Below are 20,738 nucleotides of genomic sequence, written 5' to 3'. Positions count from 1 at the left end.
ATTGTCGCTGAGTCAGGCGAGTTAATGGACAAGGATGTCATCGGTGCGAAGCGGGCGCGAGAAAAATGGCACCCCGTCCCAGGCCAGTTGTTTGTGGTCGAGCCGCTCGAGCTTTGCCAGATCGATCACACGTTGGTCGACGTTATGATCGTTAGCCCGGATCGAAAGCGAGTTATGGGGAGACCGTGGCTGACAGTTGCCATGGATATCGCGACGCGCTGTGTACTTGGAATTTATCTGACAATGGACGCACCGTCGGTGGTCTCAGTGGCCATGTGCTTGAGTCACGCCATGCTGCCGAAGACAGACGAAAACCGTGAGCGCAGTGGACGTTGGCCTATGTATGGCAAGGTCAGGCGGGTCCTCACAGACAACGGAAAGGACTTTCGCAGTCACGCGTTGGAACAAGGCTGCGCAGAACACGGGATTGCCCTTGAGTTTCGGCCGCCAGGCCAGCCTCGCTACGGCGGCCATATTGAACGAATCATGGGGACGCTCATGCGCTTGGTGCATGGACTGCCGGGCACAACATTCAGCGACGTGCACCAACGAGGCGACTACAAGGCCGAGAAGCGAGCAGCCATGACACTCGCCGAGCTACGCGAATGGCTCGTAGTCCGGATATGCCAGTACTACCACGTGCGTCGCCACCGCGCCCTGGGCATCGCTCCGCTAGTCGCCTGGGACCGTGCTTGGACCCTCCCATCGGGAGAACTAACCACGCCTCCTGTCTGGGCCGATCCAGAACGAGTCCGTCTCGACTTCTTACCAGTCACGCAGCGCTTGATCCGACGAGACGGAATTACCTATAACCATACCCGCTATTGGCACCCTGCAATGACAGGTAGCGTGGGTCGCGAACATGTCGCGCTCGTGCGCTTTCATCCGCATTTCTCGGGCTGCATCTGGTTTCGCGACGAGGACGGCGTGATGGTCAAAGCGCCGGCGGTCGCCGGTCGGGGGCTGGGCCAGATGCATGCACCACACACTGCCCAGGAAGCCCTGAAACTGGAGGCCGTGCTTGACGAAGGACTTGCGTTAAGCGACGGCATCGAACTAAACGCGCGGGCAGAAACCCGCAAGCAGCCGCGTTCGACTGCCCAGTGCCGCCCGGTCCCTGGACGCGGCGCCCGAAAACGCAAGCCGCTTCCCACACCATCGCCGAGCGTCTCGGATGACGAACCTTTCGTCGTGCCGAACCGCGCGAGCGTCCGTACGGAGGAGCTGTGATGACCACCCTATATCCTCACTTAAATGCGATGGCCTTGGCGGCCATGGCCATGCCCGTACCTCAGCGCAGCGACTGGACGTGTCGCGACCGATTCATCGAGCACGAACAGATCCAGGCGATCTACAAAGTCACTGACATGCTTGTACGCTCCAAGGGGCGCGTGCGCGCACGCGGCGCGGTGGTCTCGGGCGCTGGTGGTTCTGGCAAGACCATGCTAGCCAACGCGATCCTTCGCCGGTATCCGGAGGTGGGCAACAGCGAGGGCGTTGACGCCATGAGGCCAGTGATTCGAATCACCATGACGAATGCGCGCGAGGCTAATAAGGTTTTTTCACGCACCTTGCGCGCCCTCGGTTGTCCCCACGTTGCAGGTTACTCGCTCGATGAGCGTGAAGAGCTCGTGGTCGAGCTGCTACGCGCCGCCCAAGTGCGGATGCTGATCATTGACGAAATTCAGGACATTCTGAAACGATCAGCGCGTCAAATGGAGAATACGTTTGAAGGGATCAAGTATCTGATGAACGAAGCGGGCATTTCGATCCTGGCCTTGGGGACCGAACATGCGCAACAGGCGATGATGCGTGAAGAGCATCTAGTGACGCGATTTCGAAGCATCAAGCTGCCGCCGTGGCGTACTGGCCCCCTGCTTGCGAATTTTCTCGATGAACTAGAGACGTGCCTGCCGCTACCAGAGCGGTCGCGCCTGTCGATGCCAGCCATTCAACGCCTTCTGGTCACAGCCGGCGGCGGTCGGCTGGACATCATCGTCGAGCGGGTTGTCTTCGCCGCTGCGCTGGCGATCGAGGACGATGTGAGACGAATCGATGAACGCTACCTGGAACGCGCGGAGTTCGAAATCCCTGCCTATTTCAGTGGCCGAACGCCCGCATCGCAGCGGGGAGATCCTGCGCAACAGGAGGAAGCGGCATGACGGCCTGGCTGCAATACCGCTATGGCGGGCCGCGCGAGCGCTGGTGGATCAAGTCACTCATGCCGCAAGAGACGATTGACTCGATCATCGAGCGGGCCTCTCACGTTTATGGCGGCATTGTGCTCCAACGCACCGGATGGTTTACCGATGTGCTCGGCTCACGAGGAACGGAGGAAACGCCTCTTAGGCTCGGGGATATCATCAGGTTGGCGCGCCTAATGCAGGTCAAGGCTAGCCAAATGCGGGCTGCCCACGTTGCGGATGAGCCGGACACGCTCGCGCCAGGCGAGCGGCGTGCCTTCTGTCCGGCATGCTGGCTTGAGGACGACGCAGCTGGACGGCCGCGCTACTTCCGTCGGGCATGGGCTCGGGTGTTCTCGTTGTCATGTACACGGCACAACGATCCCCTCGCGTGGGCTGCAGCGCCACTCTTTCCAATGCAAAGGATGTGGTTTGAACGCCGTCATTTGCACTCGACGGATGATGCCCGATGGTTGATGGACCTGCTTAATGACTTTGCAGCAACGATGGAGTGGCATTTGTTTGGCGGGCTTCCCTGGCCAAGCAATTGGCGGCTCAACGGCTATCAGGCGCGCGCGCTGCTATGTCATTGCCTCGGCCACTTGGACGGCGTTCCTTCCCCAACAATGGGGCAACTGCTTCATTCAGCTCTTGGGCCGGCGTCGCTGTTTGAGACACGCCGCGGCGATGCCCCGCCATGGAGAGGCAGCCCCTGGGAGGTCGTCCGCCACGCGGGAAGGCCCTCGTGGCGGCGAGGAGCCATTTGGATTACCGCTTGGCTCACATTGCCCGATTTCCCAGCCGAACTTGCACCTCGAGGAGTCACGCAAATAACGCAGAGGATCGATCCGATGATCTCGTATCGTAAGGTTAAGCGTCGCCCTGGTCGACGACTTCGCCGACTCCGCGAAGCCTTTAAACGTGACCGGCTGGCTTGGGTCGAGCGTGCTCGTACACGTTCGCGCGGTTAGCGGAAGAGCGTTGGCTAAGCTGCCACCATGTCAAGCGGTCGCACGATTCATGGGGTGGGAACTTCTTAGCGGCGAGCGGGCGTCACAATTGGTCATTTCTGTGGCGCCCGCCTGTTGATCCGCTCAATTTCGAGCTGCGCGCGTAGTGGACGATACGATTAGGGCTCGTTATCGCGGGTATCCGCCCGAGTCCGATCGCGGCTAGGAAGTTTTTTTGGCGCGAGTCCGCGCAGCTTTCTTTGCCGCAGCCTTCCGTACCGCGGGCCCCTTCGTCTTTGCGGCTTTTTTTGCCGCGGCCGACTTACTTGCCGATGTGCGCTTGGCCGCACTCTTTTTTGCATGAGCCGACAATGCGCGCTTGGATGCGGCAGCCGTGCCTTCGCGTTTGAGCGCTTTCGTCGTGGCGCGTTTGCGTGCGGTCGACTTCTTGGCGGCGGTTCCCGATGAGCGTTTCTTGGCAGCAGCAGTGTCCTGGGCCGCCTTTTTCTTGGTCGACTTGCTCGCCGACTTGGATGGTCTGGCTATAACACCAGCCCGGCGCGCCTCGGATAGGCCTATGGCGATGGCTTGTTTCGTCGAGCGAGCGCCGTGCTTTCCTTTACGGATGTGTTCGATTTGTTCGTGCACGAACTCACCCGCTTGTGTCGAGGCCGACTTCCCTTCGCGCTTGTCTTTGGCCGCTTTCGCGATGGTCTTTTTCTCGGGCATGGCAGATTCTCCTGCAGCGAAGCGAGTGGATGGACCTATGCTTCAGCACGCAGCGTACTGCGCTACCGTGTGACGCGAACGTATGCCGTGGCCATCAGGGCTGGGGTCGTTCCACCGTGTGGAGTGCATCGGAAAGCGCGAAGATGGCGGCTCCGTATCCCCGCTGCGGTGAAGAACCTTCGGGACCCATCTGGTCGATGACCTGTGTCGCTGCCCGTTGAACGGATGTCAGACCAAGGACGAGGGCCAGGCGCGCCATTTCTCGAGCTCGAAACCGGACCTCTGTGAGGTCGTGGCTCAGCAGCGCCTCGCGCAGGGCATCCCCTTCCTCCTCGAGGGTGAACACGGTTATGTGGGCATCGTTTTCAGCCATGCGTGCAGTGTGGCGCATGTGTGTCCCCCATAAATATGACAAAACCGGTCATTTAGCGCAGTTTGTGCTGCCCCATCACCCCATGCTTACACGCCAAGCGGCTCAGTGGGACAGACTGGTAATCCGCTCATCTCAGGAGCGATATCCGATGCAGACCCCAGCTTTGGTCGGTCGCCGCTATTTGGTCCTCGAAGACGACTATTTGATTGCCAGCGCACTGGCAGACCTCTTGGTGTCCCAAGGAGCGGAAGTGTGCGGCCCGGTGTCCAATTTGGTGGACGCCGCAGCGGCGTTGAAGGGCGAGGGCGATTTAGACGGCGCGTTGCTGGATATCGATGTGCATGGGCAGACTTCTTACGGCATTTTTGACGCCCTCGAACAACGGGGCGTACCTTGCCTGTTCGTGACCGCCTTGAGTGTCGAGCGCATCCCTGCCGCATATGCGCATGTGCCTCGGCTCGAAAAGCCGATGGGCGGTGGCGCGGTCGTCGCGGCCCTGCAGGAGTTGAGCACGGGTCCAGCTCGGGCGTAACGCCACCGCCCGCCGATAGGGTCTTCACCAATGTGAGGACGGTCGATTCAATGTTGGACAGCCCGCGCCGAAACAGAGGGGGACGCCGGATTCCCCACCGGCACCGATGGGTTCGTGCGCATGCTTGGAAAAGTACTGTGGTTCCATGATGAGTTGCGCATGGCGCTCATTGAGCGGGCCGGCGGTTTTACAGTGGGCTCGGTCGAAAGCGGATTCTTGACCATGGGCGGACACGTGGAAGGCGACGGCTGGCACGAGGGGCCTACCGTCTTGAAGGACCTGACCACCCAAGGTCGCGTGGTGTTTTTGGTCGAGGCCGATGCGGTGACGGAGGAGGAAGCGAACGAGCTGCTGGGCTTCCTGCGCGGATAGCGTCAGCGCGCGCGCCGCACCAGAGTGATTTTGCCGTTGGGCTCAAGGCGCCCGATGACCACCTCCCGCTCGTCCTCAAGGCCGGCTGCGTGTAGCGCTCGGTCCAAGGCGGCATCGGTCAGGCTTTGGCTGCGCATCGCGGCGCGGTCGCGTTGTCCCTCCCGCACCAGCAGGGTCGGAAACCCTTCCATGACCCGGTTGAACCACGGCGCTCGGGCGGACGCCCAGGCGATGGCTTTGTCGGTCACAAGAATGCCTGCGACGCCGAGAAACGGGCCCAGCATCCCTTGGTCCTCGCCAATGATGGCGGTGCGTAGCGTGCCGCCGGCCAGTGCGATGACGACCACATCGAACGCGGACAGCTCGCCGAAGCTGCGTTTGCCAGCCAACCGCATGAGCAGCAGCAATCCGAGATAGGTGAGGGAGCCGCGGACCAGAAACGTCCACAAAGGGGCGGAGAGGGTCAATACATCGCTCATGGGGTGCTCCTTCGGCCAGCTCCTTCACACCCAACGCGCAAAGGGAAGCCTACCGTCGCGCCATCCTTTCCCATCTGGCGTGGCGCCGATGTGTCGCCGTCGCCCTGCGAGGCCCCCATGGCGCACGCACCGCAAAGCTGGTTCACCCGCATGGCGATGGCAGTGTCCAAGGCCGCTGGCGAGCCGGTCACGTTCGCACTCGCATTGGGCGTGGTCATTGTGTGGGCCGCCAGTGGCCCCATCTTCAAATTTGGCGATACGTGGCAGCTCGTCATCAACACGGGCACAACCATCATCACATTCTTGATGGTGTTCCTGATTCAGGCGAGCCAGAACCGGGACACGGAAGCGCTGCAAATCAAGCTCGACGAAATCATCAATGCCCTAAAGGGCACGAATGAGGCCTTGTTGGATTTGGAGCAACTGGACGAAAAAGAGCTGGACCGCATCCGCAACACCTACCTTGAAAAGGCCAAGGCTGCGAGGCAGGGGGCCGGTGGGGGCGAGGACAGCAGCGCCTAGTTGAGCAGGGCATCGGCGGCCTCAATCGGCAGGCAGTTACCCACATGGAACAGCAATGCAGCAGGCCCGAGGGTGCGAGGGGACGGCAGTTTGCATTGCGAGCTGTCCATCCAGCCCAGGGGGAGTCCCGCGGCATGCTCAACGGCCCGCGCCGCCAGGGAACCGATGGGGCTGGCAAACATCATCCGGTTGAGTTTGCGAGCGGTGACCGCATTGCCGAGGAGGCGGGCGTGCGCGCAGGCATCGGTGACACCGGCGACTTCCAGGACTGTGAGGATGCGCGAGAGGTTGCAGCGTCGAATCTGTTGCAGGTGCCTGATGCCCTTTGCCGATATTGCCCACACTTAAAATGTGGTCCAGCCGGGCGCGATCTGCATGCGCAAAACAGGCAAATCTTGGAGGAAATCCCACGAAGGCCAAGTCTGTCATGTTGCGTGAACGTTCTGGCGCCTACAGTGATGTTCGTCATGCCCCATTCCCGTTACCCCAGGGTGGTCGGATTCGAGGTCCCTGTGCTGAATGCTGGCCGGGTCCCTGCCGACACGCCCCTCGTGGCCCTGCTCGACACCGTCCCCACGCCGAACTGGGTGAGGGTCTTTGAGCGCGAAGCCCAGCACCTGAAGAAATCGCGAGGCCTCGTGGCGCTAGCGGTCGAAGAGGACAGGGTGGTGGTCACCGGTGAGCCGGGCGACCCACGCGAGCTGACCAAGGCCCTGCGGTCGCTCATCGAGCGCGTTACCCAGGTGCGTATGGACGAACGCTTGCGCGAATCGGCAAATCAGCCCCACGGGGTATGAGTCGCCCCCGAGGCACCGGTTCCATCCCACCTCGCCCCCCATCGTCAATGCATCTCGTCGAGCGGCATGCGCTCGAGATTGTCGAGGCCGTCGGTGTCCAGCCAGCCGACGGTGAGGGCCATGACCCCACGCCGCTCCAGTCGTCGCCGACGCCGAGGCCGTTTCGTCACCTAGCTGCGGCAGCCCGGCGCCTATGGCGGAGGGGCAAGGAAGGGGGCCTGGTCACGCACCAACGACGGGCGGACCGCTTCGCTGTCACGGGCATAGAAGGAAGGTGACCGAAACCCTTGGAGACCGCCATGCGCGCCATCGACCCTCTTCTTGCCTCCAGCACCCCTCCGAAGCCCGACCCAACCGAACCGGGCAAGCCTCCGTCGCCCGAGGTCGACCCCGGCAAGGCGCCGCCCGAGAATCCCGATCGGGATCTCCCCGGAACGCCGGGATTCCCGGCGGAAGACCCTAGCCGGCCCAGGCCGGTGGATGACCCGCCTCTGGTCAATCCCGATGGAGTACCGCCACCGCCCGGTGGCACGCCCGAAATCCGAGAACGAAGGCAGATGCAAGGGAGAAGCAGGCTGCTGGAGGGAGAGGCAGGAAATGGCCTGCGCCCCGGGAAGGAGCGCAGGCCGGTGTCCGTCCATGGTCAGTAGGGGAGCCTCCGCAAAGGAGGCTAGTGCGATTCTCACGAGTGGCCGTCCAAGGGTAGCCATCGGCTCAATCTCGGCCACGTGCCTGAGGTCACATCATCCCCTAGAAACAGGGCGCGGAAGTACGCCTTCCAGTTGCATCGCACTCATCCATGCAAGGCCTCCGGTACACGTCTGCATGCCGTGCGCAATCATCACGAAACCGTGACCTCCCGGCCCCGACCATGCGCACTGTGTCACGGCCTTCCACCCCCAGACCGTGCCACCCGAGCCCCTGTCCTGCGCAGGGGCTTTTTATTGATGGCGGTGTCCGCCACTGGCCTTCGTCTGGAGTCATCAATGGCGCATGTGCGCATCTACATCATGTACCCCGCTCACAACACGCGGACCTGGCACGTGTCGGTCGACGGCAAGGATGGCGAGTCGTACACAGACGGGCTTGTTGCCCTACATGCGGCATGTGACCGGGCGCGAGCCATCGAGGAGATGGGTGACGATGTGACGGTCCTCCAGGAAGACGCGGGCGGAGCCTGGCACGTGGTGCGGGAATAGGTACGGGAACCTCGGGAGGGGCTGTGTTCCTTGCCAAGCTCTGCCACCGGGCCACTTGTTTGCCTTTCTCCACTGAGGCATAGGCATGCGCGCGCCGGCTAGATCTCCGGCGCCCTCGGCCCCCGGTCGAGCCAGCCCTTGGGCAGGTTCATCGACCACTCGATTTCCCGGGCCATGGCGTCGGTAATGTAGGCCCCTTTCTGGATGACCTTAATGCTCCCGGCCTCAAGGCCCAACACCTGATCGATGAGCTGAAAGGACTCGATGCCTTCGCCTTCGAGGTCTTGGAGCAACAGCCGCAGGTTGCCCCGCCGGTTGAGCTGAACGGTATCGGGCAGCAATCCCTGGCGCGGGCGGGGGCGGGCGGTTGCCATCAGGACTTCACCGGTGGTCTAGCGCCGAAGCGGTGGGGGTGGAAAGAGCGCGCTGTTGTCATGAGCGAATTGATACGCCAGCTGGCCGAGCGCAACAAGGGCGTCGGTTGCCCGCTTTCGATGAAGGGGCCAAATGCTCGGCCACGGTCTGCATTTCCGTGGCCGCATGGTCAGACCTCACAGGCTGGACGGTGTCGTCCTTCAGTCGGCGCATGGGGGCGGTACCCCGTTATGGGGTGACCCACGAGGGGCGCTCGTCCAGCAGATGGTCGGTCGCCAGGGTGGCACCGGGATGAGGCTCGTCGAACCGAAACATGCGAGCACCCTTTGATGTGCTCGACGGAACGGGCCAGATAGTCGGGAAAGGCTGTCCCGGCGAAGATGCCGTGGAGCCGGTCGGGCGGCATGGACGAGCCAGAGATTGGCAACCGAGGACCGCCGTTGAGTCCGCGGGTCTGAAAGAGACCTTGGCTTGCCGGTCACCAAGGCGTGGTGGCCCAAGGTCGATACTGGCGTTGAACCCTTCAGGCATGCCCCACGGTGCGCCTGTTTTGACCAAGCCGACCGTACGCGCCTAGTGGGCGCGTTCAGCCGGATGGTGATTACCTCTCGCCGCTTAGGTGGGCTTTGCCTCTGCTGTCGTGAGAGAGGCGGTTTCTCACAACGGGTCACACATCGAGTTTGCCGTGGTCACCGACGTCGGGCTGGGAGCCCGTCACCCGTGCCTTGATGTAGTCGAACGCCACGGCCATCTTCGACGACGGGGCATCCCAGTATTCGGCAGTTTCGATATCGACACGGAGCAGGGCAACGTCCGGATCGTCCTTGCCGCCCGGGAACCACGTCGCCACGAACTGATTCCAGTGCTCATCGATGGCGTGAACGTCATCGACAAGGATGGCACGTCCGGCCAGGGAGACAAAGCTCATTTCCTCGGCACTGGCGTATGCCACGTTGACCTCATGGTGGCCGGCAACCTCGTCGACCTTGGGAGAACTCTTTCGGGTGAAAAACCACAGGATGCCGTCAAAATGCCTTTGTGAGGCAACCATGGGCCGACTGTAGAGCCGACCGTTTCGGGTGGTCGTGAGCATCGCGACCCGGGCGTCCTTGATGAGCGACCAGATTTTTTCGTGGTTCTCTTCCCGCTGATTCATGGCAGTGTCCTCCGGCAAAACCTGACGCTGGCACCCGAGCCCTCAAGTAGGTGTCAACGCAGCGCATACCCTTGGAAGACTAGGTGGCCGCGCAAACGGACAGCAGACCCTTGCCGTGGCGCTTCTCGGCAGCGATTACTTGGGCTGAACGGCTGGACAGGGGTCTCCCACGAACACCGAGCCCCTGTGTTCGCCTGACTCCTAGTCGTCGGTCTTGGGACGGGGCGGCTTGCCCTTCAGAAGCGCATGCACGTTTGCGGCGTCGGTGCCGACCTCGGCCACAGCCGCGTAAACCGTGGCTGGCGTCAAATCGAGGACTAGCGCCCAGAGAGCGACATCGTGGGGGTCATCCGGATCGATGTGGGTGACACGGTGAAAATGGTCGGACACGAGGAATCCCGGTCTTCTCGATAGCCGGAATCTGCCCAGCGCGATGTCAACAGACGATTGAAAAGGGCTCAATGGGCCCGTGATTGACGTGAAGCCGTTCGACCTAAACGCCCTTCGTTTCCATGGCACGGTCGACGGCGGCCATCAGCTCATCACGGCTGAAGGGCTTGATGATGCGCACGGCTCCCTTGGGGGCATCGTCCGCCGGTTCATCAGGGTCGGAGAGCATGACCACGACGTTCATGCCGGGATTCTTCTTTTGCGCCTCTTCGAGATAGGCGCCGGCATGGTCCTCGCCAGGGGCGGGCACCGCCGCAGCGAGGAAATCAACGCGGGCGACTTGCTCGACCTGGCGGGCACCCCCGGCATGGGTCGAGGCGGTCAATGTCTCAAAACCACGCTGCCCGAGCACCTCGGCCACGGTCTGGGCGAGGGCGGTACTCGGTTCAATGACCACGGCGAGGAGTTGGCGGGACATGACCGGACCTTACCAGATGCAAGGAGACGACGGCGGGCGAGCGTACCGGGCGATAGGATTCCGTGCACCCGCGCCTCACAAATCATCTTGCAAGATGGAAGTGTCCCATCGAGCGCGATTGACCCATGCCCCCCAGCCCCTACCAGATTGATGTCGACGTCCAACTTTTGCCTGGGCGAGGCTATGCCGCCTCCTATGTGATTTCCGGGGCCGACGGCACCGTGGTCCACCATCGCCTCATTGCCAGACGGTTTACTGCCTACTCGGAGGCCATGGGCTGTGCGATTGACTTGGCGAAGGCAACGGTTGCCACCCTGGGCGTGCCAGCGACCGGGCTTCCGGACACCGGCCTTGTATTGGGACCTTCCCAGACGTCAGCGTCCCCGCTGTCTGCCTGACCGGCGTTCCCGGTTCTCGCCAGGGGAAATGAGGCGGAGGCAGCGCAAACTGGTGTCCCGTTTACCCATCGATAGCCCGCCCAAGAAAAAGCCCGCAACGAGCAGTTGCGGGCTTTTCTAGTATGGCTGGCTCAGTGGTCCTTGCGGGCGTCATCGGCAGCCTTGCCGACTTCTTTCTGAACCTTGCCAGCATTCTTCTCGATATTGCCGCTCACTTCCTTGGCCTTATCGCCGGTGACCTTGCCGGCCACTTCCTTCACGGCGCCCTTCACTTCGTGCTTGGTGCCTTCAGTACGGTTCTTGTCCATGGTGCAGCCCTCGGTGATTGGTGTGGCGACTGTGGAGTGAGGGTGTGATGGCAGCCGTGCAGGGGCTGTGGAGGTGATATTCACCCGTGTCTGTCTGTCGTCACGTGCAAGCGAGCCACCAAGCCATGATCTGCGTGCGCATACATCAATGAAATGCAGGTGACTCCACGATGCCCGTTGACGTCACCAACATCACAGGGGTCTTCAACGGACCTGCCTCAGCGCTTCACGGACGGGCCACCATGCTCGGTCCATGAAGACCAACCACCACACACAAACACTCCGTGAGTTTGAACAGCTCGTCGAGGGCGACCGTTTTCCCTGTTTTGCAGGCCGCACGGCCCAGCGACGCCATCTCGTCGACCACCTTTTCGCCGGTCACATGGCGTGCCCAGCCGACGACCAAGTGTTGGCCGAAGGCATTGCACGGTTCGCAACCGACAACAAACCAGAAGACACTTTTAGAAGCCTCGTTGTGCATTTTGAAGGTTCCGACCCGGTGCCAGAGCACGCGTTCGAAGACCTGCTGTTTGCTAGATTGCAGGGCATCCACGAGGCTGATGCGCGCGCCCACGCCTGGGACCCCTCCGTGTCAGACGATGCGGATGACCCGGGCTTTAGCATGAGCATTGGCGGGAAGGCCTTTTACGTTGTGGGCCTGCATCCAGGGGCGTCGCGGCCCGCGCGTCGGCTTGCCCATCCTGCACTCGTCTTTAACCTTCACAGTCAGTTTGAATACTTGAGGCAGGAAGGCCGCTACGAGCGGCTGAAGGCCGCCATCATCGACGAGGACATCGCGCGCAACGGCTCGGCGAATCCCATGCTCGCTGTCCACGGCGAAAGCTCCGAGGCCATTCAATACAGCGGCCGGCACATCACTGGAGAATGGCATTGTCCGTTTGCAGCTGTCCACCCGCAGACCGACAGGGAGACCGCGTGACGACGACCATTATCCCGCCGCAAAGTGGCACCGCATTTCTGGTGAAAAAAGGCCAACGCCTGACGGTTATCGACCCTGAGGGACAACAAGTCAGTGACCTCGTCGCCTTCAATGCAGACGATACGAGCGAGTGGCTGTCGAGTGGGCGCACACTAGACTATGCAAGCAGGTTTCTCCTGACGACGGGTGACGCCCTTTATTCGAACCGAAGCACGCCGATGCTGGTCATTGAGAGCGATGATGTAGGCCGCCACGACTTTCTTCTGGCGCCGTGCTCAAGGGAGATGTTTGCGAAGCTCTATGGGCACACGGAACCGCATCGGGGATGCTTTGGCAATCTTGCTGAGGCACTTGAACCCTTCGGCATCGAGCCCGATCGCATCCCCACCGCGTTTAATGTGTTCATGAACGTCCAGGTCAATGGTGAGACCGGCGCGTTATCCGTCGAGCCGCCCTTGAGCAAGGCAGGCGATTCGACGACATTCATTGCCCAGATTGACCTCATTGTCGGGCTGACGGCTTGTTCTGCCGGGCTTTCAAACAACTTCCGGTTCAAGCCCATCTCATACCGCATCGAATGAAGTGTACTGCCGGTCCTGGCCCGACGCCCTTCAAGACGGGGTGACGGCTGGTGGGGAAAGACTGAACGTTTCGCATGCATGGACGGGTCCATCGTGGTCTCTCCAGCAACGGGAGAACGACATGAGCGATGAACAGAAAGGGCATGCAGACACCAGCCCACATCAATACGATGAATCGGTCGACAAGCGCGTTGAGAAAAAACCTGCCCAGAAGGAATCTCCGCAGCAGGAACACAACGACGAAGACCAAGGCTGAGGAGAGAGCGGTGATGGCTGACCAGGCCCACTGGCCCAGTTCGGGGACCGCAACCTCAACTACGTCGCAAAGAAAGACAAGCCACAGCAAGACAGCCGGGACGACGCCATCGGAAAAGGTGAGGAAAAGATGGATGAGGCCTCGAAGCGCGACGGGGGCGTCCGGTAGGCCCAATCGGATTGCCGCTAATGATTGTGCTTCCGACACGGTTTGCCTTCACCCGTGTGCACATCACTTCACCTGTCGGGGACATGTTGCTTCTACTCAGCCAGTCACGCTGAGCAATCACTCGCTGTGCGGAGAAGCCATGAAAGCCCTGGTCTACAACGGCCCCAGAGACGTCGCCATCCAGAATGTTCCTGACGCCCGGATTGAGAAACCGACCGACGTGCTCGTGCGCATCACCACCACCAACATCTGCGGGTCGGACTTGCACATGTATGAAGGACGGACCAGCGTGGAGCAGGGCAAGATTCTCGGGCACGAGAACCTGGGCGAGGTCATCGAGGTCGGTCCGGCCGTCGACCGCGTGAAAGTCGGCGACCGGGTCGTCTTACCGTTCAATATCGGGTGCGGCTTCTGCCGGAACTGTGAGGCGGGGCTAACTGGATTCTGCCTGACGGCGAACCCGGGCAGTGCCGGCGCGGCCTACGGCTTTGCTGACATGGGTCCCTACAGTGGCGGGCAGGCAGAGCTGCTCCGCGTGCCTTATGCGGACTTCAATTGCCTCGTTTTGCCGGAAGACGTCAAGGAAAAAGAACTCGATTACGTGCTGTTGTCCGACGTCTTTCCCACGGGCTGGCATGCCACCGAGCTTGCTGGCCTGCAACCCGGCGAAAGCGTCGTCATCTACGGGGCAGGTCCCGTCGGACTTATGGCAGCGTTGTCAGCTTGTTTGAAGAGCGCGGCCCAGGTCATTGTCGTCGATCGCCACCCCGACCGTTTGAAGTTGGCCCGGAATTTCGGGGTCACCACCATCGATGACTCCAAGGGCGACCACATCGACCAGATTCTTGAACTCACGAAGGGCGGGGCTGATCGGGGCTGCGAATGCGTCGGCTACCAGTGCCACGACCACCACGGCCACGAACGGCCCAATGCCACTATGAATGACCTGGTCGCTTCGGTACGGCCGACGGGCGGTCTGGGCGTGGTCGGTGTGTTCGTTCCAAAAGACCCTGGTGGGGAAGACGCTCTCGCGAAAGAAGGACAGATTGCGTTCGACATGGGCAACTTCTGGTTCAAAGGCCAGTTCATGCGCACAGGGCAGGCGAATGTGAAGCGCTACAACCGTCGCCTGCGGGAACTGATCCATCGGGGGAAGGCCACCCCGTCAGAAATCATTTCTCACCAGCTGTCGCTGGACGAGGCCCCCGAGGCCTACCGCCATTTTGATGACCGTAAAGACGGGTGGACGAAAGTCGTTCTCCACCCCGGCAAGTGACCGAAGGGGTATCCATGAGCACCCCGCATCGCCTTCGATGCGATCACAGAGAGGCGAGAGATCGGAATTTCGCTGCGGAGCCTGCCTGTGTCCGAAACGGACGGGTAGGATTGTCCCAGGTCTCGTATCCACGACCTATGTAGGGATGCTCGTCAACGTTCGCCGACGGCTTATTCTTAAGATCTTGATCCAATGATTCGCCTCACCAGGCTACGGCGTAGCCCAGTTCGCTGGCGAAACCGCGGCAATGATCGGATCGCGCGACGAACTAGGGAAATGAGCGTCAGCCTGGCAGCCGAGGCTCCACGGCTACCTACCAACCACCATCCCGACGCTCAAGGATGTGATGGCGATGGCGCCTTCGCCGCCGACGTAAGGCTGGGTCGTGCACGCCCAAGGTGAGATCATCGAGGCGCAGGCGCCGTCCGAGCAGACGGCCTAGCAAAAAGAGTTAGGGCGGGGGCGTGCTGACTGCATGAAGGTCGGTCCATATAGCTAGACACCGCGCGTTGCGTAATCCTACTGATCAAGCTCAACCAGATCTGCCACATTCGCCGACTTTTTCGGTTATCTGGCAGAGTAATTGCCTTTGAGTGACGATACGTGCCGAAACTTGGTACGTCGGTCTCACACGCAATGTGTGACGATGCAATTGCCTTTCCGGGCGGCTTCTACCCCCAGCCGTCTCCCCAAAAGGCCCCCGTGATCGACTGGGTGGTTCGGTCTCGGGGCCGCTGGGCTACTCTGCCTTCGCGCATCCGCGCTCGCTCCTGACTGCGTTCCCCTTGCGTGCCCATCCGTAATAACCCGATACCAGGTGGCCTTGCCGGCTGCCTCGGTTCTTTATCCCGATGGAGAACGACATGCCACATATTCGACTGATCGATCTGTATGCACGGGAATTGTCTCAGGTGCTGAGTGCTGAGCAGCAGATGTCCCGCGCGTTGCCGAGGATGGCTGACGCTGCGTCCGTTGGAGAGCTTCGTGCCGCGTTCGAGGACCATCAGAAGGAAACACTGAATCAGGTACAGCGCTTGGAGCGCATCCTTGAATTGAGCACCGTAAAGCCGGAGCGCGTGAAGTGCACCGCCATGGAGGGGCTGATCGCAGACTGCCAGGATCTCGTTGAACAGATCCCGGAGGGGCCCGTGCGGGACGCTGCGCTCATCTCCGTCGCTCAGAAGATCGAACACTTCGAAATAGCGGCGTACGGTACATTGATCGCCGTTGCGGACATCGTTGGGGCGGACCACGAAACGGCCGTTCTTCTCGCTGAAACGCTGGACGAGGAGAAAGCGGCCAATGAGAAGCTTACGACGATCGCACTGACCCGGGTAAATGAAGATGCGAGGGCGGCATGAACTGGCTGACCGTCATTCCGGGAAAGCTGCCGCCGATGGCGATACACGAGCGTATGTGGCTTTTGGCTCGCGATCCTGACCCGCGTCGGATGCGTCGCTGTCTTTGCCGTGCCCTCAATGGAAGGCACCCTCGGCTCGGCGTGAGAGTAGGGGGCGATTCAGACAAACCCTCAACGTCGCCGGCAGGTTTGGCGTCTCGCAAGATGCCCGACAAGACACGTCACACTGGGCTTACCGTAGACCCCACGGGGTCTGGCGATGATCCCCCATCGCCCGACGGGGTGGGGGAAAAGCCCCTACCTGACAAGCAGGTGCAAAAAGAGCGCGGCCCAGCCAACGCGCAGACCCCATCTGATCGGGACCTCCACCGACGGCGTTAAATGCGCCCGGGATGGCGGCGACAATAATTATTCACATACAAATAGGCCCGCCTGATCGCAAACGTGCTGCACAGCCCCGTCACGTGAACGACACCCCTCCTTCAGCGGCCGAGGAGAAGGCTATCGTCTCGCAATGGGAGACGGATATGGCAAACGAAAAAGGCGCACCGGAAAAGCACCCCGGACAGAACGACGTGCCGGAGCATCCGCGCAACCCCACCCGGCCAAGGGACACCGACGCATCGGGCGATGCAAAGGATGGCACGGGTGAAGACAACCACACGCAGAAGGGCGGATAAGCCACTGCATCGCGAACGCTAGCCTCCGGCGCATAAAGTGTGCCAAGCCCCATGGTGACTCACTGACCTGGCGTAGACATCGGAATGCGCAAGGTCGGTGGTCAACACCAGCCGAGGTCAGCCATGGTCAGCAAAGCAAAAGCGCCGTCGAAGCCCGCGAAGGAAACTCGCGGAAACGCCGATGAGCTCCATCAGCTAGCAAGCGGTATCCATCCACAGCTGACGACGGACCAAGGCACCCCCATCAGTGACGACCAGAACTCGCTCCGCGTCGGTGAGCGGGGTCCGACGTTGCTGGAGGACTTCATCCTCCGGGAAAAGATTACCCACTTCGATCACGAGCGCATCCCGGAGCGCATCGTCCATGCGCGGGGATCCGCCGCGCATGGGTACTTCGAGCTCACGGCATCGCTGAAGAACTACACCACCGCTCGGATCCTCACCGAGGTCGGTGAGAAAACGCAGGTATTCACACGGTTCTCGACTGTGGCAGGCGGTTCCGGCTCGGTCGATACGCCACGCGATGTGCGCGGCTTTGCGGTGAAGCTCTACACGAAGGAGGGCAACTGGGACCTGGTTGGCAACAACATCCCGGTCTTCTTCATCCAGGATGCAATCAAATTCCCCGACCTCATCCATGCCGTGAAGATGGAGCCCGACCGAGGCTTCCCGCAGGCGGCCAGCGCGCACGACACGTTCTGGGATTTCATCTCGCTGACCCCAGAAGCTTTTCACATGGTCATGTGGGCGATGTCCGACCGCGCCATTCCGCGTTCACTGCGCATGATCGAAGGCTTCGGCATCCACTCGTTCCGCCTCATCAATGCAAGTGGCAAGAGCACCTTCGTCAAGTTCCACTGGCGGCCGAAACTGGGCTTGCAGTCCACCGTGTGGGACGAAGCGGTCAAGCTGGCCGGCGCCGATCCCGATTTCCACCGCCGTGACTTGTTTGAGTCCATCCAGGCGGGCAATTTCCCTGAATGGGAGCTTGGCGTGCAGCTGTTTAGCGAAGAGGACGCGGCCAAGTTTCCGTTTGACCACCTGGACCCAACGAAGCTCATTCCGGAAGAGCTCGTTCCCCTGAAAATCATCGGTCGCATGGTGCTCGATCGCTGGCCCGACAACTTTTTTGCCGAGACCGAGCAGGTCGCGTTCTGTCCCTCGCATCTGGTGCCTGGTATCGATTTCAGCAACGACCCCCTCTTGCAGGGGCGGCTGTTCTCGGACCTCGATACGCAGCTCTCCAGGCTCGGCGGGCCCAACTTCCACCAGTTGCCCATCAACGCCCCCAAGTGCCCGTTTGCGAACCACCAGCGCGATGCCCACATGCAGCACCAGGTACCCAAGGGGCGCGTGGCTTACAACCCGAGCTCGCTGCAAGGCGATGCGCCGAGTGAAGATCCATCCCGCGGCTTCCGGAGCTATCCGGGGGAAGAGTCCGGCGCGCGAGGACGCATCCGTGCGGAGACCTTCGCCGACCACTACAGCCAGGCGCGGCTGTTCTATCGTAGCCAGAGCTCGTATGAGCAAGCCCATATCGCCCTTGCATTGACCTTCGAACTCTCCAAGGTCGAGACGCAGCATGTGCGCGAAGCGGTCGTTGGTCATCTGCGCCATATCGATGAGGACCTCGCCCGCCGCGTTTCCGGAGGTCTTGCGTTGGCGAAGCTGCCGGCGGCACCTGCGGCAAAGGCGCCCGTCATTGACATGGCGCCCTCGCCAGCCCTGCAAATCATCGGCAAGATGAAGCGGACACTCGAGGGAAGAGTCGTTGGGATCCTTGTCAACGATGGCTCGGATGCGAAGGCTGTGGCAGCCCTGCGTAAGGCACTGGAGGGTGCAAAGGCCACGGTGAAAATCGTTGCGCCCAAAGTCGGCGGGGCCAAGCTATCCGATGGAAAGCTACTTGCCGCCGACGGGCAACTCGCCGGTACGCCGTCCATCAACTTTGATGCCGTGGCCGTGGTTCTCAGTGCCGAGGGTGCCAAGGCCCTGCAGGCCGAAGCCGCCGCCGTGGATTTCCTTCGCGATGCCTATGGGCACCTCAAGGCCATCGCCCTGGACGCGGGCGGTAAGGCGCTGTTTGGCGTCACTGGCCTGGACGCGGACGAGGGCGTTATCCAGGCGAAGGATGTAAACGCCTTCATCGACGGTGCGAAGGGCCGGTACTTCGAGCGGGAGGCCAAGGTCCGAACCCTGCCGTGAACGATAGGGTGAAGAGTTTGGGCCTTCGCGTGGACATGCCTCGCACACGTTGGCCGCTAGGGTCGATGTTTTCTCCATCGGAGCACGGCAATGACCGACGCGAAGACTGCACCTGTTCTCATCGACCCAACGACGAAGTATCCGGGGCCGCCCTTCGATACACCCAAGCAGTCGGCACCGGGTACGGTTCACAAGCTCCAGCCACCTGCGGACCATGGTGAGACGAGCTATGAGGGGCATGGGCGGTTGAAAGGCCGCCGTGCCCTGGTCACCGGTGGTGACAGTGGCATCGGCCGTGCGGCTGCCATCGCCTTTGCCCGGGAGGGCGCCCATGTGGTGATCACGTATCTTCCTTCCGAAGAGGAAGATGCGAGGGAAGTCATCCAGTTGATCGAAAAAGAGGGCGTTACCGCGAAGGGTATTCCTGGCGACCTCAAGGACGAAGGGTTCTGCCGCTCGTTGGTCAAGCAAGCGAGTGAGGTCATGGGTGGCCTCGATATCCTCGCCAATGTCGCGGGCAAGCAGACCCACCAGAAATCGATTGAAGACATCACCACCGAGCAGTTTGACGCCACGTTCAAGACGAACGTCTATGCCATGTTCTGGCTATGCAAGGCGGCGCTCGAAGTGATGCCTGCGGGTGGCACGATCATCAATACGGCGAGTATCCAGTCCTACGACCCGTCCGCCATCCTGCTCGACTACGCCTCAACCAAGGCCGCCATCGTGGCCTTTACCAAGGCCCTTGCCGGACAAGTCGCCGAACGCGGCATTCGCGTCAATGCCGTAGCCCCCGGCCCGGTGTGGACTGCCTTGCAGCCATCAGGCGGCCAACCCATGGACAAGCTGAAGGACTTCGGTTCGCACGTACCTCTTAAACGGCCCGGGCAGCCAGTCGAATGCGCACCCGTGTATGTCTTCTTCGCTTCCGATGCGTCGAGCTATGTGACGGGGGAAACCTATGGGGTGACCGGCGGCAATCCACTGCCATAACGATCACCGCTTGCTAATCTCATTTCTCCGCAGGAGTGAAAGTCATGGCCCTAACTGCCCTCGGAATGAACTGCACGCTGTCGGCATCTCCCAAGCCCTCGTCCAGCCAGAAGCTGCTCGACCAGTTACTGGCCGGTCTGGGTCAGCACGGTGTGACATCCGATAGCGTTCGCGTTGTTGATCTCAACATCAAGCCGGGCGTCCAGCACGATGAAGGTGCCGGCGACGACTGGCCGGCGCTCCGTGCTCGCATGATGGCCGCCGATATCCTGGTCATGGCGACGCCCATCTGGATGGGCCAGCCGTCGAGCGTGGCCAAACGCGTCCTCGAACGCATGGATGCCATTCTGGGCGACATCGGTGATGACGGCCGGTACCCGACATTCGGCAAAGTCGCGATCGTGGGTGTGGTGGGCAACGAGGACGGTGCCCACCATGTCACCGCCGAGCTCTATCAGGCCCTCGCGGATGTGGGGTTCACGATACCCGCAGGCAGCTCCGCCTACTGGGTGGGCGAGGCCATGAGTGATGTCAACTACGTCGACCTGCCGGGCACTCCGGAGAAGGTCGCTAGAACCATCGCGACTTTGACGACGAACGCGGCGCACTTGGCGGGAGTGCTCAAGGCTAATAATTACCCCGCGCTACAAGGGTAGATGTTCTGAAGCATCGGCGAGTGAAGGTGGAAGCGGTTCACGCTCCTGTTCATCCCCGGCACCGGCGCCTCACACTTCATGTTTTCAGGATGGAGTGGTCCCGCCCTGCTCGATTGACCCATGATCACTGCCCCCATACCAGAGTGAGGGCGACGTTCAGCTCGTGGCTAACCAGCCAGTGAAAGAGTAGATACAGACGTGTATGACATTGGCTTCAATCAATCCAAAGGGTTGGACGTACCGAGGTGTAAAAGCCGGCGCTGCAGGATGCTTAGAGAGCGGCACTACTTTTGGAAGAGTAGTGCCGGTTTAGATTGATTAGGGATGGTTATCGAGGGTACGAGCGCGCTCCACTCGCGAGTCCGCTCCAACGACTGCGTAC

The 20,738-nt window shown here is 61.2% G+C and carries 25 protein-coding genes and 1 pseudogene; 17 read left to right on the top strand and 9 right to left on the bottom strand.

What is annotated here, in order from left to right; translation table 11 throughout:
- Positions 1–24: 24 nt before the first annotated feature.
- Genes L2Y97_RS10830 through L2Y97_RS22530 form a run of 3 tightly spaced genes read left to right on the top strand, consistent with a single transcriptional unit; the run spans position 25 to position 3,154 of the window.
- Positions 25–1,230 carry a Mu transposase C-terminal domain-containing protein gene (locus L2Y97_RS10830; protein ID WP_247436508.1) on the top strand — a complete coding sequence of 402 codons (1,206 nt, stop codon included), beginning with the start codon at positions 25–27 and terminating at the stop codon, positions 1,228–1,230.
- Positions 1,230–2,162, top strand: a complete 933-nt coding sequence (locus tag L2Y97_RS10825; protein ID WP_247436506.1) for a TniB family NTP-binding protein — start codon at positions 1,230–1,232, stop codon at positions 2,160–2,162. The genes L2Y97_RS10830 and L2Y97_RS10825 overlap by 1 nt, the downstream gene beginning before the upstream one ends.
- Positions 2,159–3,154, top strand: coding sequence for a TniQ family protein (locus L2Y97_RS22530; RefSeq protein ID WP_425492841.1), 996 nt, complete (start codon positions 2,159–2,161; stop codon positions 3,152–3,154). The genes L2Y97_RS10825 and L2Y97_RS22530 overlap by 4 nt, the downstream gene beginning before the upstream one ends.
- A 201-nt stretch (positions 3,155–3,355) precedes the next feature.
- Here L2Y97_RS22530 and L2Y97_RS10820 read toward each other — a convergent pair whose 3' ends face one another.
- Both L2Y97_RS10820 and L2Y97_RS10815 read right to left on the bottom strand, forming a co-directional pair.
- Complete coding sequence (locus tag L2Y97_RS10820; protein ID WP_247436504.1) at positions 3,356–3,862, bottom strand: DNA-binding protein; 507 nt, start codon at positions 3,860–3,862, stop codon at positions 3,356–3,358.
- A gap of 94 nt (positions 3,863–3,956) precedes the next feature.
- Complete coding sequence (locus L2Y97_RS10815; protein WP_247436502.1) at positions 3,957–4,253, bottom strand: hypothetical protein; 297 nt, start codon at positions 4,251–4,253, stop codon at positions 3,957–3,959.
- 130 nt (positions 4,254–4,383) lie between these two features.
- On the opposite strand from L2Y97_RS10815, the gene L2Y97_RS10810 reads away from it, so the two are divergent.
- Positions 4,384–4,767, top strand: a complete 384-nt coding sequence (locus L2Y97_RS10810; protein ID WP_247436500.1) for a response regulator — start codon at positions 4,384–4,386, stop codon at positions 4,765–4,767.
- 114 nt (positions 4,768–4,881) lie between these two features.
- Positions 4,882–5,139 carry a hypothetical protein gene (locus L2Y97_RS10805; RefSeq protein WP_247436498.1) on the top strand — a complete coding sequence of 86 codons (258 nt, stop codon included), beginning with the start codon at positions 4,882–4,884 and terminating at the stop codon, positions 5,137–5,139.
- Between the two features lie 2 nt (positions 5,140–5,141).
- Here the strand turns inward: L2Y97_RS10805 and L2Y97_RS10800 are convergent, their stop codons facing one another.
- A complete protein-coding gene (locus L2Y97_RS10800) occupies positions 5,142–5,618 on the bottom strand; it encodes a DUF421 domain-containing protein (RefSeq protein ID WP_247436496.1) in 477 nt (158 codons plus the stop codon).
- Between the two features lie 117 nt (positions 5,619–5,735).
- On the opposite strand from L2Y97_RS10800, the gene L2Y97_RS10795 reads away from it, so the two are divergent.
- A complete protein-coding gene (locus L2Y97_RS10795; RefSeq protein ID WP_425492840.1) occupies positions 5,736–6,140 on the top strand; it encodes a low affinity iron permease family protein in 405 nt (134 codons plus the stop codon).
- On the opposite strand, the gene L2Y97_RS10790 is transcribed toward L2Y97_RS10795, so the two are convergent.
- Positions 6,137–6,484, bottom strand: coding sequence for a hypothetical protein (locus tag L2Y97_RS10790; protein WP_247436494.1), 348 nt, complete (start codon positions 6,482–6,484; stop codon positions 6,137–6,139). The two genes, L2Y97_RS10795 and L2Y97_RS10790, sit on opposite strands and share 4 nt — an antisense overlap.
- A gap of 123 nt (positions 6,485–6,607) precedes the next feature.
- Here L2Y97_RS10790 and L2Y97_RS10785 point away from each other — a divergent pair, with 123 nt between their 5' ends.
- Both L2Y97_RS10785 and L2Y97_RS10780 read left to right on the top strand, forming a co-directional pair.
- On the top strand, positions 6,608–6,937 hold the full coding sequence (locus L2Y97_RS10785; RefSeq protein WP_247436493.1) for a hypothetical protein: 330 nt from the start codon (positions 6,608–6,610) through the stop codon (positions 6,935–6,937).
- Between the two features lie 986 nt (positions 6,938–7,923).
- Positions 7,924–8,136, top strand: coding sequence for a hypothetical protein (locus L2Y97_RS10780; RefSeq protein WP_247436491.1), 213 nt, complete (start codon positions 7,924–7,926; stop codon positions 8,134–8,136).
- A 98-nt stretch (positions 8,137–8,234) separates the two neighbouring features.
- Here L2Y97_RS10780 and L2Y97_RS10775 read toward each other — a convergent pair whose 3' ends face one another.
- The 5 genes from L2Y97_RS10775 to L2Y97_RS10755 form a co-directional block, all read right to left on the bottom strand.
- Positions 8,235–8,510 carry a hypothetical protein gene (locus L2Y97_RS10775; protein ID WP_247436489.1) on the bottom strand — a complete coding sequence of 92 codons (276 nt, stop codon included), beginning with the start codon at positions 8,508–8,510 and terminating at the stop codon, positions 8,235–8,237.
- 668 nt (positions 8,511–9,178) lie between these two features.
- On the bottom strand, positions 9,179–9,667 hold the full coding sequence (locus tag L2Y97_RS10770) for a pyridoxamine 5'-phosphate oxidase family protein (protein WP_247436487.1): 489 nt from the start codon (positions 9,665–9,667) through the stop codon (positions 9,179–9,181).
- A gap of 201 nt (positions 9,668–9,868) precedes the next feature.
- Complete coding sequence (locus L2Y97_RS10765) at positions 9,869–10,057, bottom strand: DUF3606 domain-containing protein (RefSeq protein ID WP_247436486.1); 189 nt, start codon at positions 10,055–10,057, stop codon at positions 9,869–9,871.
- A 103-nt stretch (positions 10,058–10,160) separates the two neighbouring features.
- Complete coding sequence (locus L2Y97_RS10760; RefSeq protein ID WP_247436483.1) at positions 10,161–10,535, bottom strand: DNA-binding transcriptional response regulator; 375 nt, start codon at positions 10,533–10,535, stop codon at positions 10,161–10,163.
- 529 nt (positions 10,536–11,064) lie between these two features.
- A complete protein-coding gene (locus L2Y97_RS10755) occupies positions 11,065–11,241 on the bottom strand; it encodes a CsbD family protein (RefSeq protein ID WP_247436480.1) in 177 nt (58 codons plus the stop codon).
- A 253-nt stretch (positions 11,242–11,494) separates the two neighbouring features.
- Here L2Y97_RS10755 and gntA point away from each other — a divergent pair, with 253 nt between their 5' ends.
- The 9 genes and pseudogenes from gntA to L2Y97_RS10715 all read left to right on the top strand — a co-directional run bounded on the left by gntA (position 11,495) and on the right by L2Y97_RS10715 (position 20,356).
- The gene (gene gntA / locus L2Y97_RS10750; protein WP_247436478.1) at positions 11,495–12,181 is read left to right on the top strand and encodes a guanitoxin biosynthesis heme-dependent pre-guanitoxin N-hydroxylase GntA; all 687 of its coding nucleotides are present in this window, start codon (positions 11,495–11,497) and stop codon (positions 12,179–12,181) included.
- Positions 12,178–12,762: a DUF1989 domain-containing protein gene (locus tag L2Y97_RS10745; RefSeq protein WP_247436475.1), complete on the top strand. Its 585-nt coding sequence runs from the start codon at positions 12,178–12,180 to the stop codon at positions 12,760–12,762. The genes gntA and L2Y97_RS10745 overlap by 4 nt, the downstream gene beginning before the upstream one ends.
- A 121-nt stretch (positions 12,763–12,883) precedes the next feature.
- Complete coding sequence (locus L2Y97_RS22360) at positions 12,884–13,018, top strand: hypothetical protein (RefSeq protein ID WP_256452091.1); 135 nt, start codon at positions 12,884–12,886, stop codon at positions 13,016–13,018.
- A gap of 13 nt (positions 13,019–13,031) precedes the next feature.
- Positions 13,032–14,138: pseudogene (locus tag L2Y97_RS10740) on the top strand (glutathione-independent formaldehyde dehydrogenase); the annotation flags it as partial.
- A 1,187-nt stretch (positions 14,139–15,325) separates the two neighbouring features.
- Positions 15,326–15,823, top strand: a complete 498-nt coding sequence (locus L2Y97_RS10735; RefSeq protein WP_247436469.1) for a YciE/YciF ferroxidase family protein — start codon at positions 15,326–15,328, stop codon at positions 15,821–15,823.
- Between the two features lie 526 nt (positions 15,824–16,349).
- Positions 16,350–16,502: a hypothetical protein gene (locus L2Y97_RS10730; RefSeq protein WP_247436467.1), complete on the top strand. Its 153-nt coding sequence runs from the start codon at positions 16,350–16,352 to the stop codon at positions 16,500–16,502.
- A gap of 123 nt (positions 16,503–16,625) precedes the next feature.
- Positions 16,626–18,707, top strand: a complete 2,082-nt coding sequence (locus L2Y97_RS10725; RefSeq protein WP_247436466.1) for a catalase — start codon at positions 16,626–16,628, stop codon at positions 18,705–18,707.
- A gap of 90 nt (positions 18,708–18,797) precedes the next feature.
- Entirely contained in the window at positions 18,798–19,700 is a 903-nt protein-coding gene (locus L2Y97_RS10720) for an SDR family oxidoreductase (protein ID WP_247436465.1), read from the top strand.
- 44 nt (positions 19,701–19,744) lie between these two features.
- On the top strand, positions 19,745–20,356 hold the full coding sequence (locus L2Y97_RS10715; RefSeq protein ID WP_247436464.1) for a flavodoxin family protein: 612 nt from the start codon (positions 19,745–19,747) through the stop codon (positions 20,354–20,356).
- Positions 20,357–20,738: the final 382 nt, after the last annotated feature.

The sequence above is a fragment of the Luteibacter aegosomatissinici genome, assembly GCF_023078495.1.
GTDB classification, from domain to species: domain Bacteria; phylum Pseudomonadota; class Gammaproteobacteria; order Xanthomonadales; family Rhodanobacteraceae; genus Luteibacter; species Luteibacter aegosomatissinici.
Note: the sequence above shows the minus strand (reverse complement) of the source record. Positions and strands in the feature narration are given on the sequence as shown.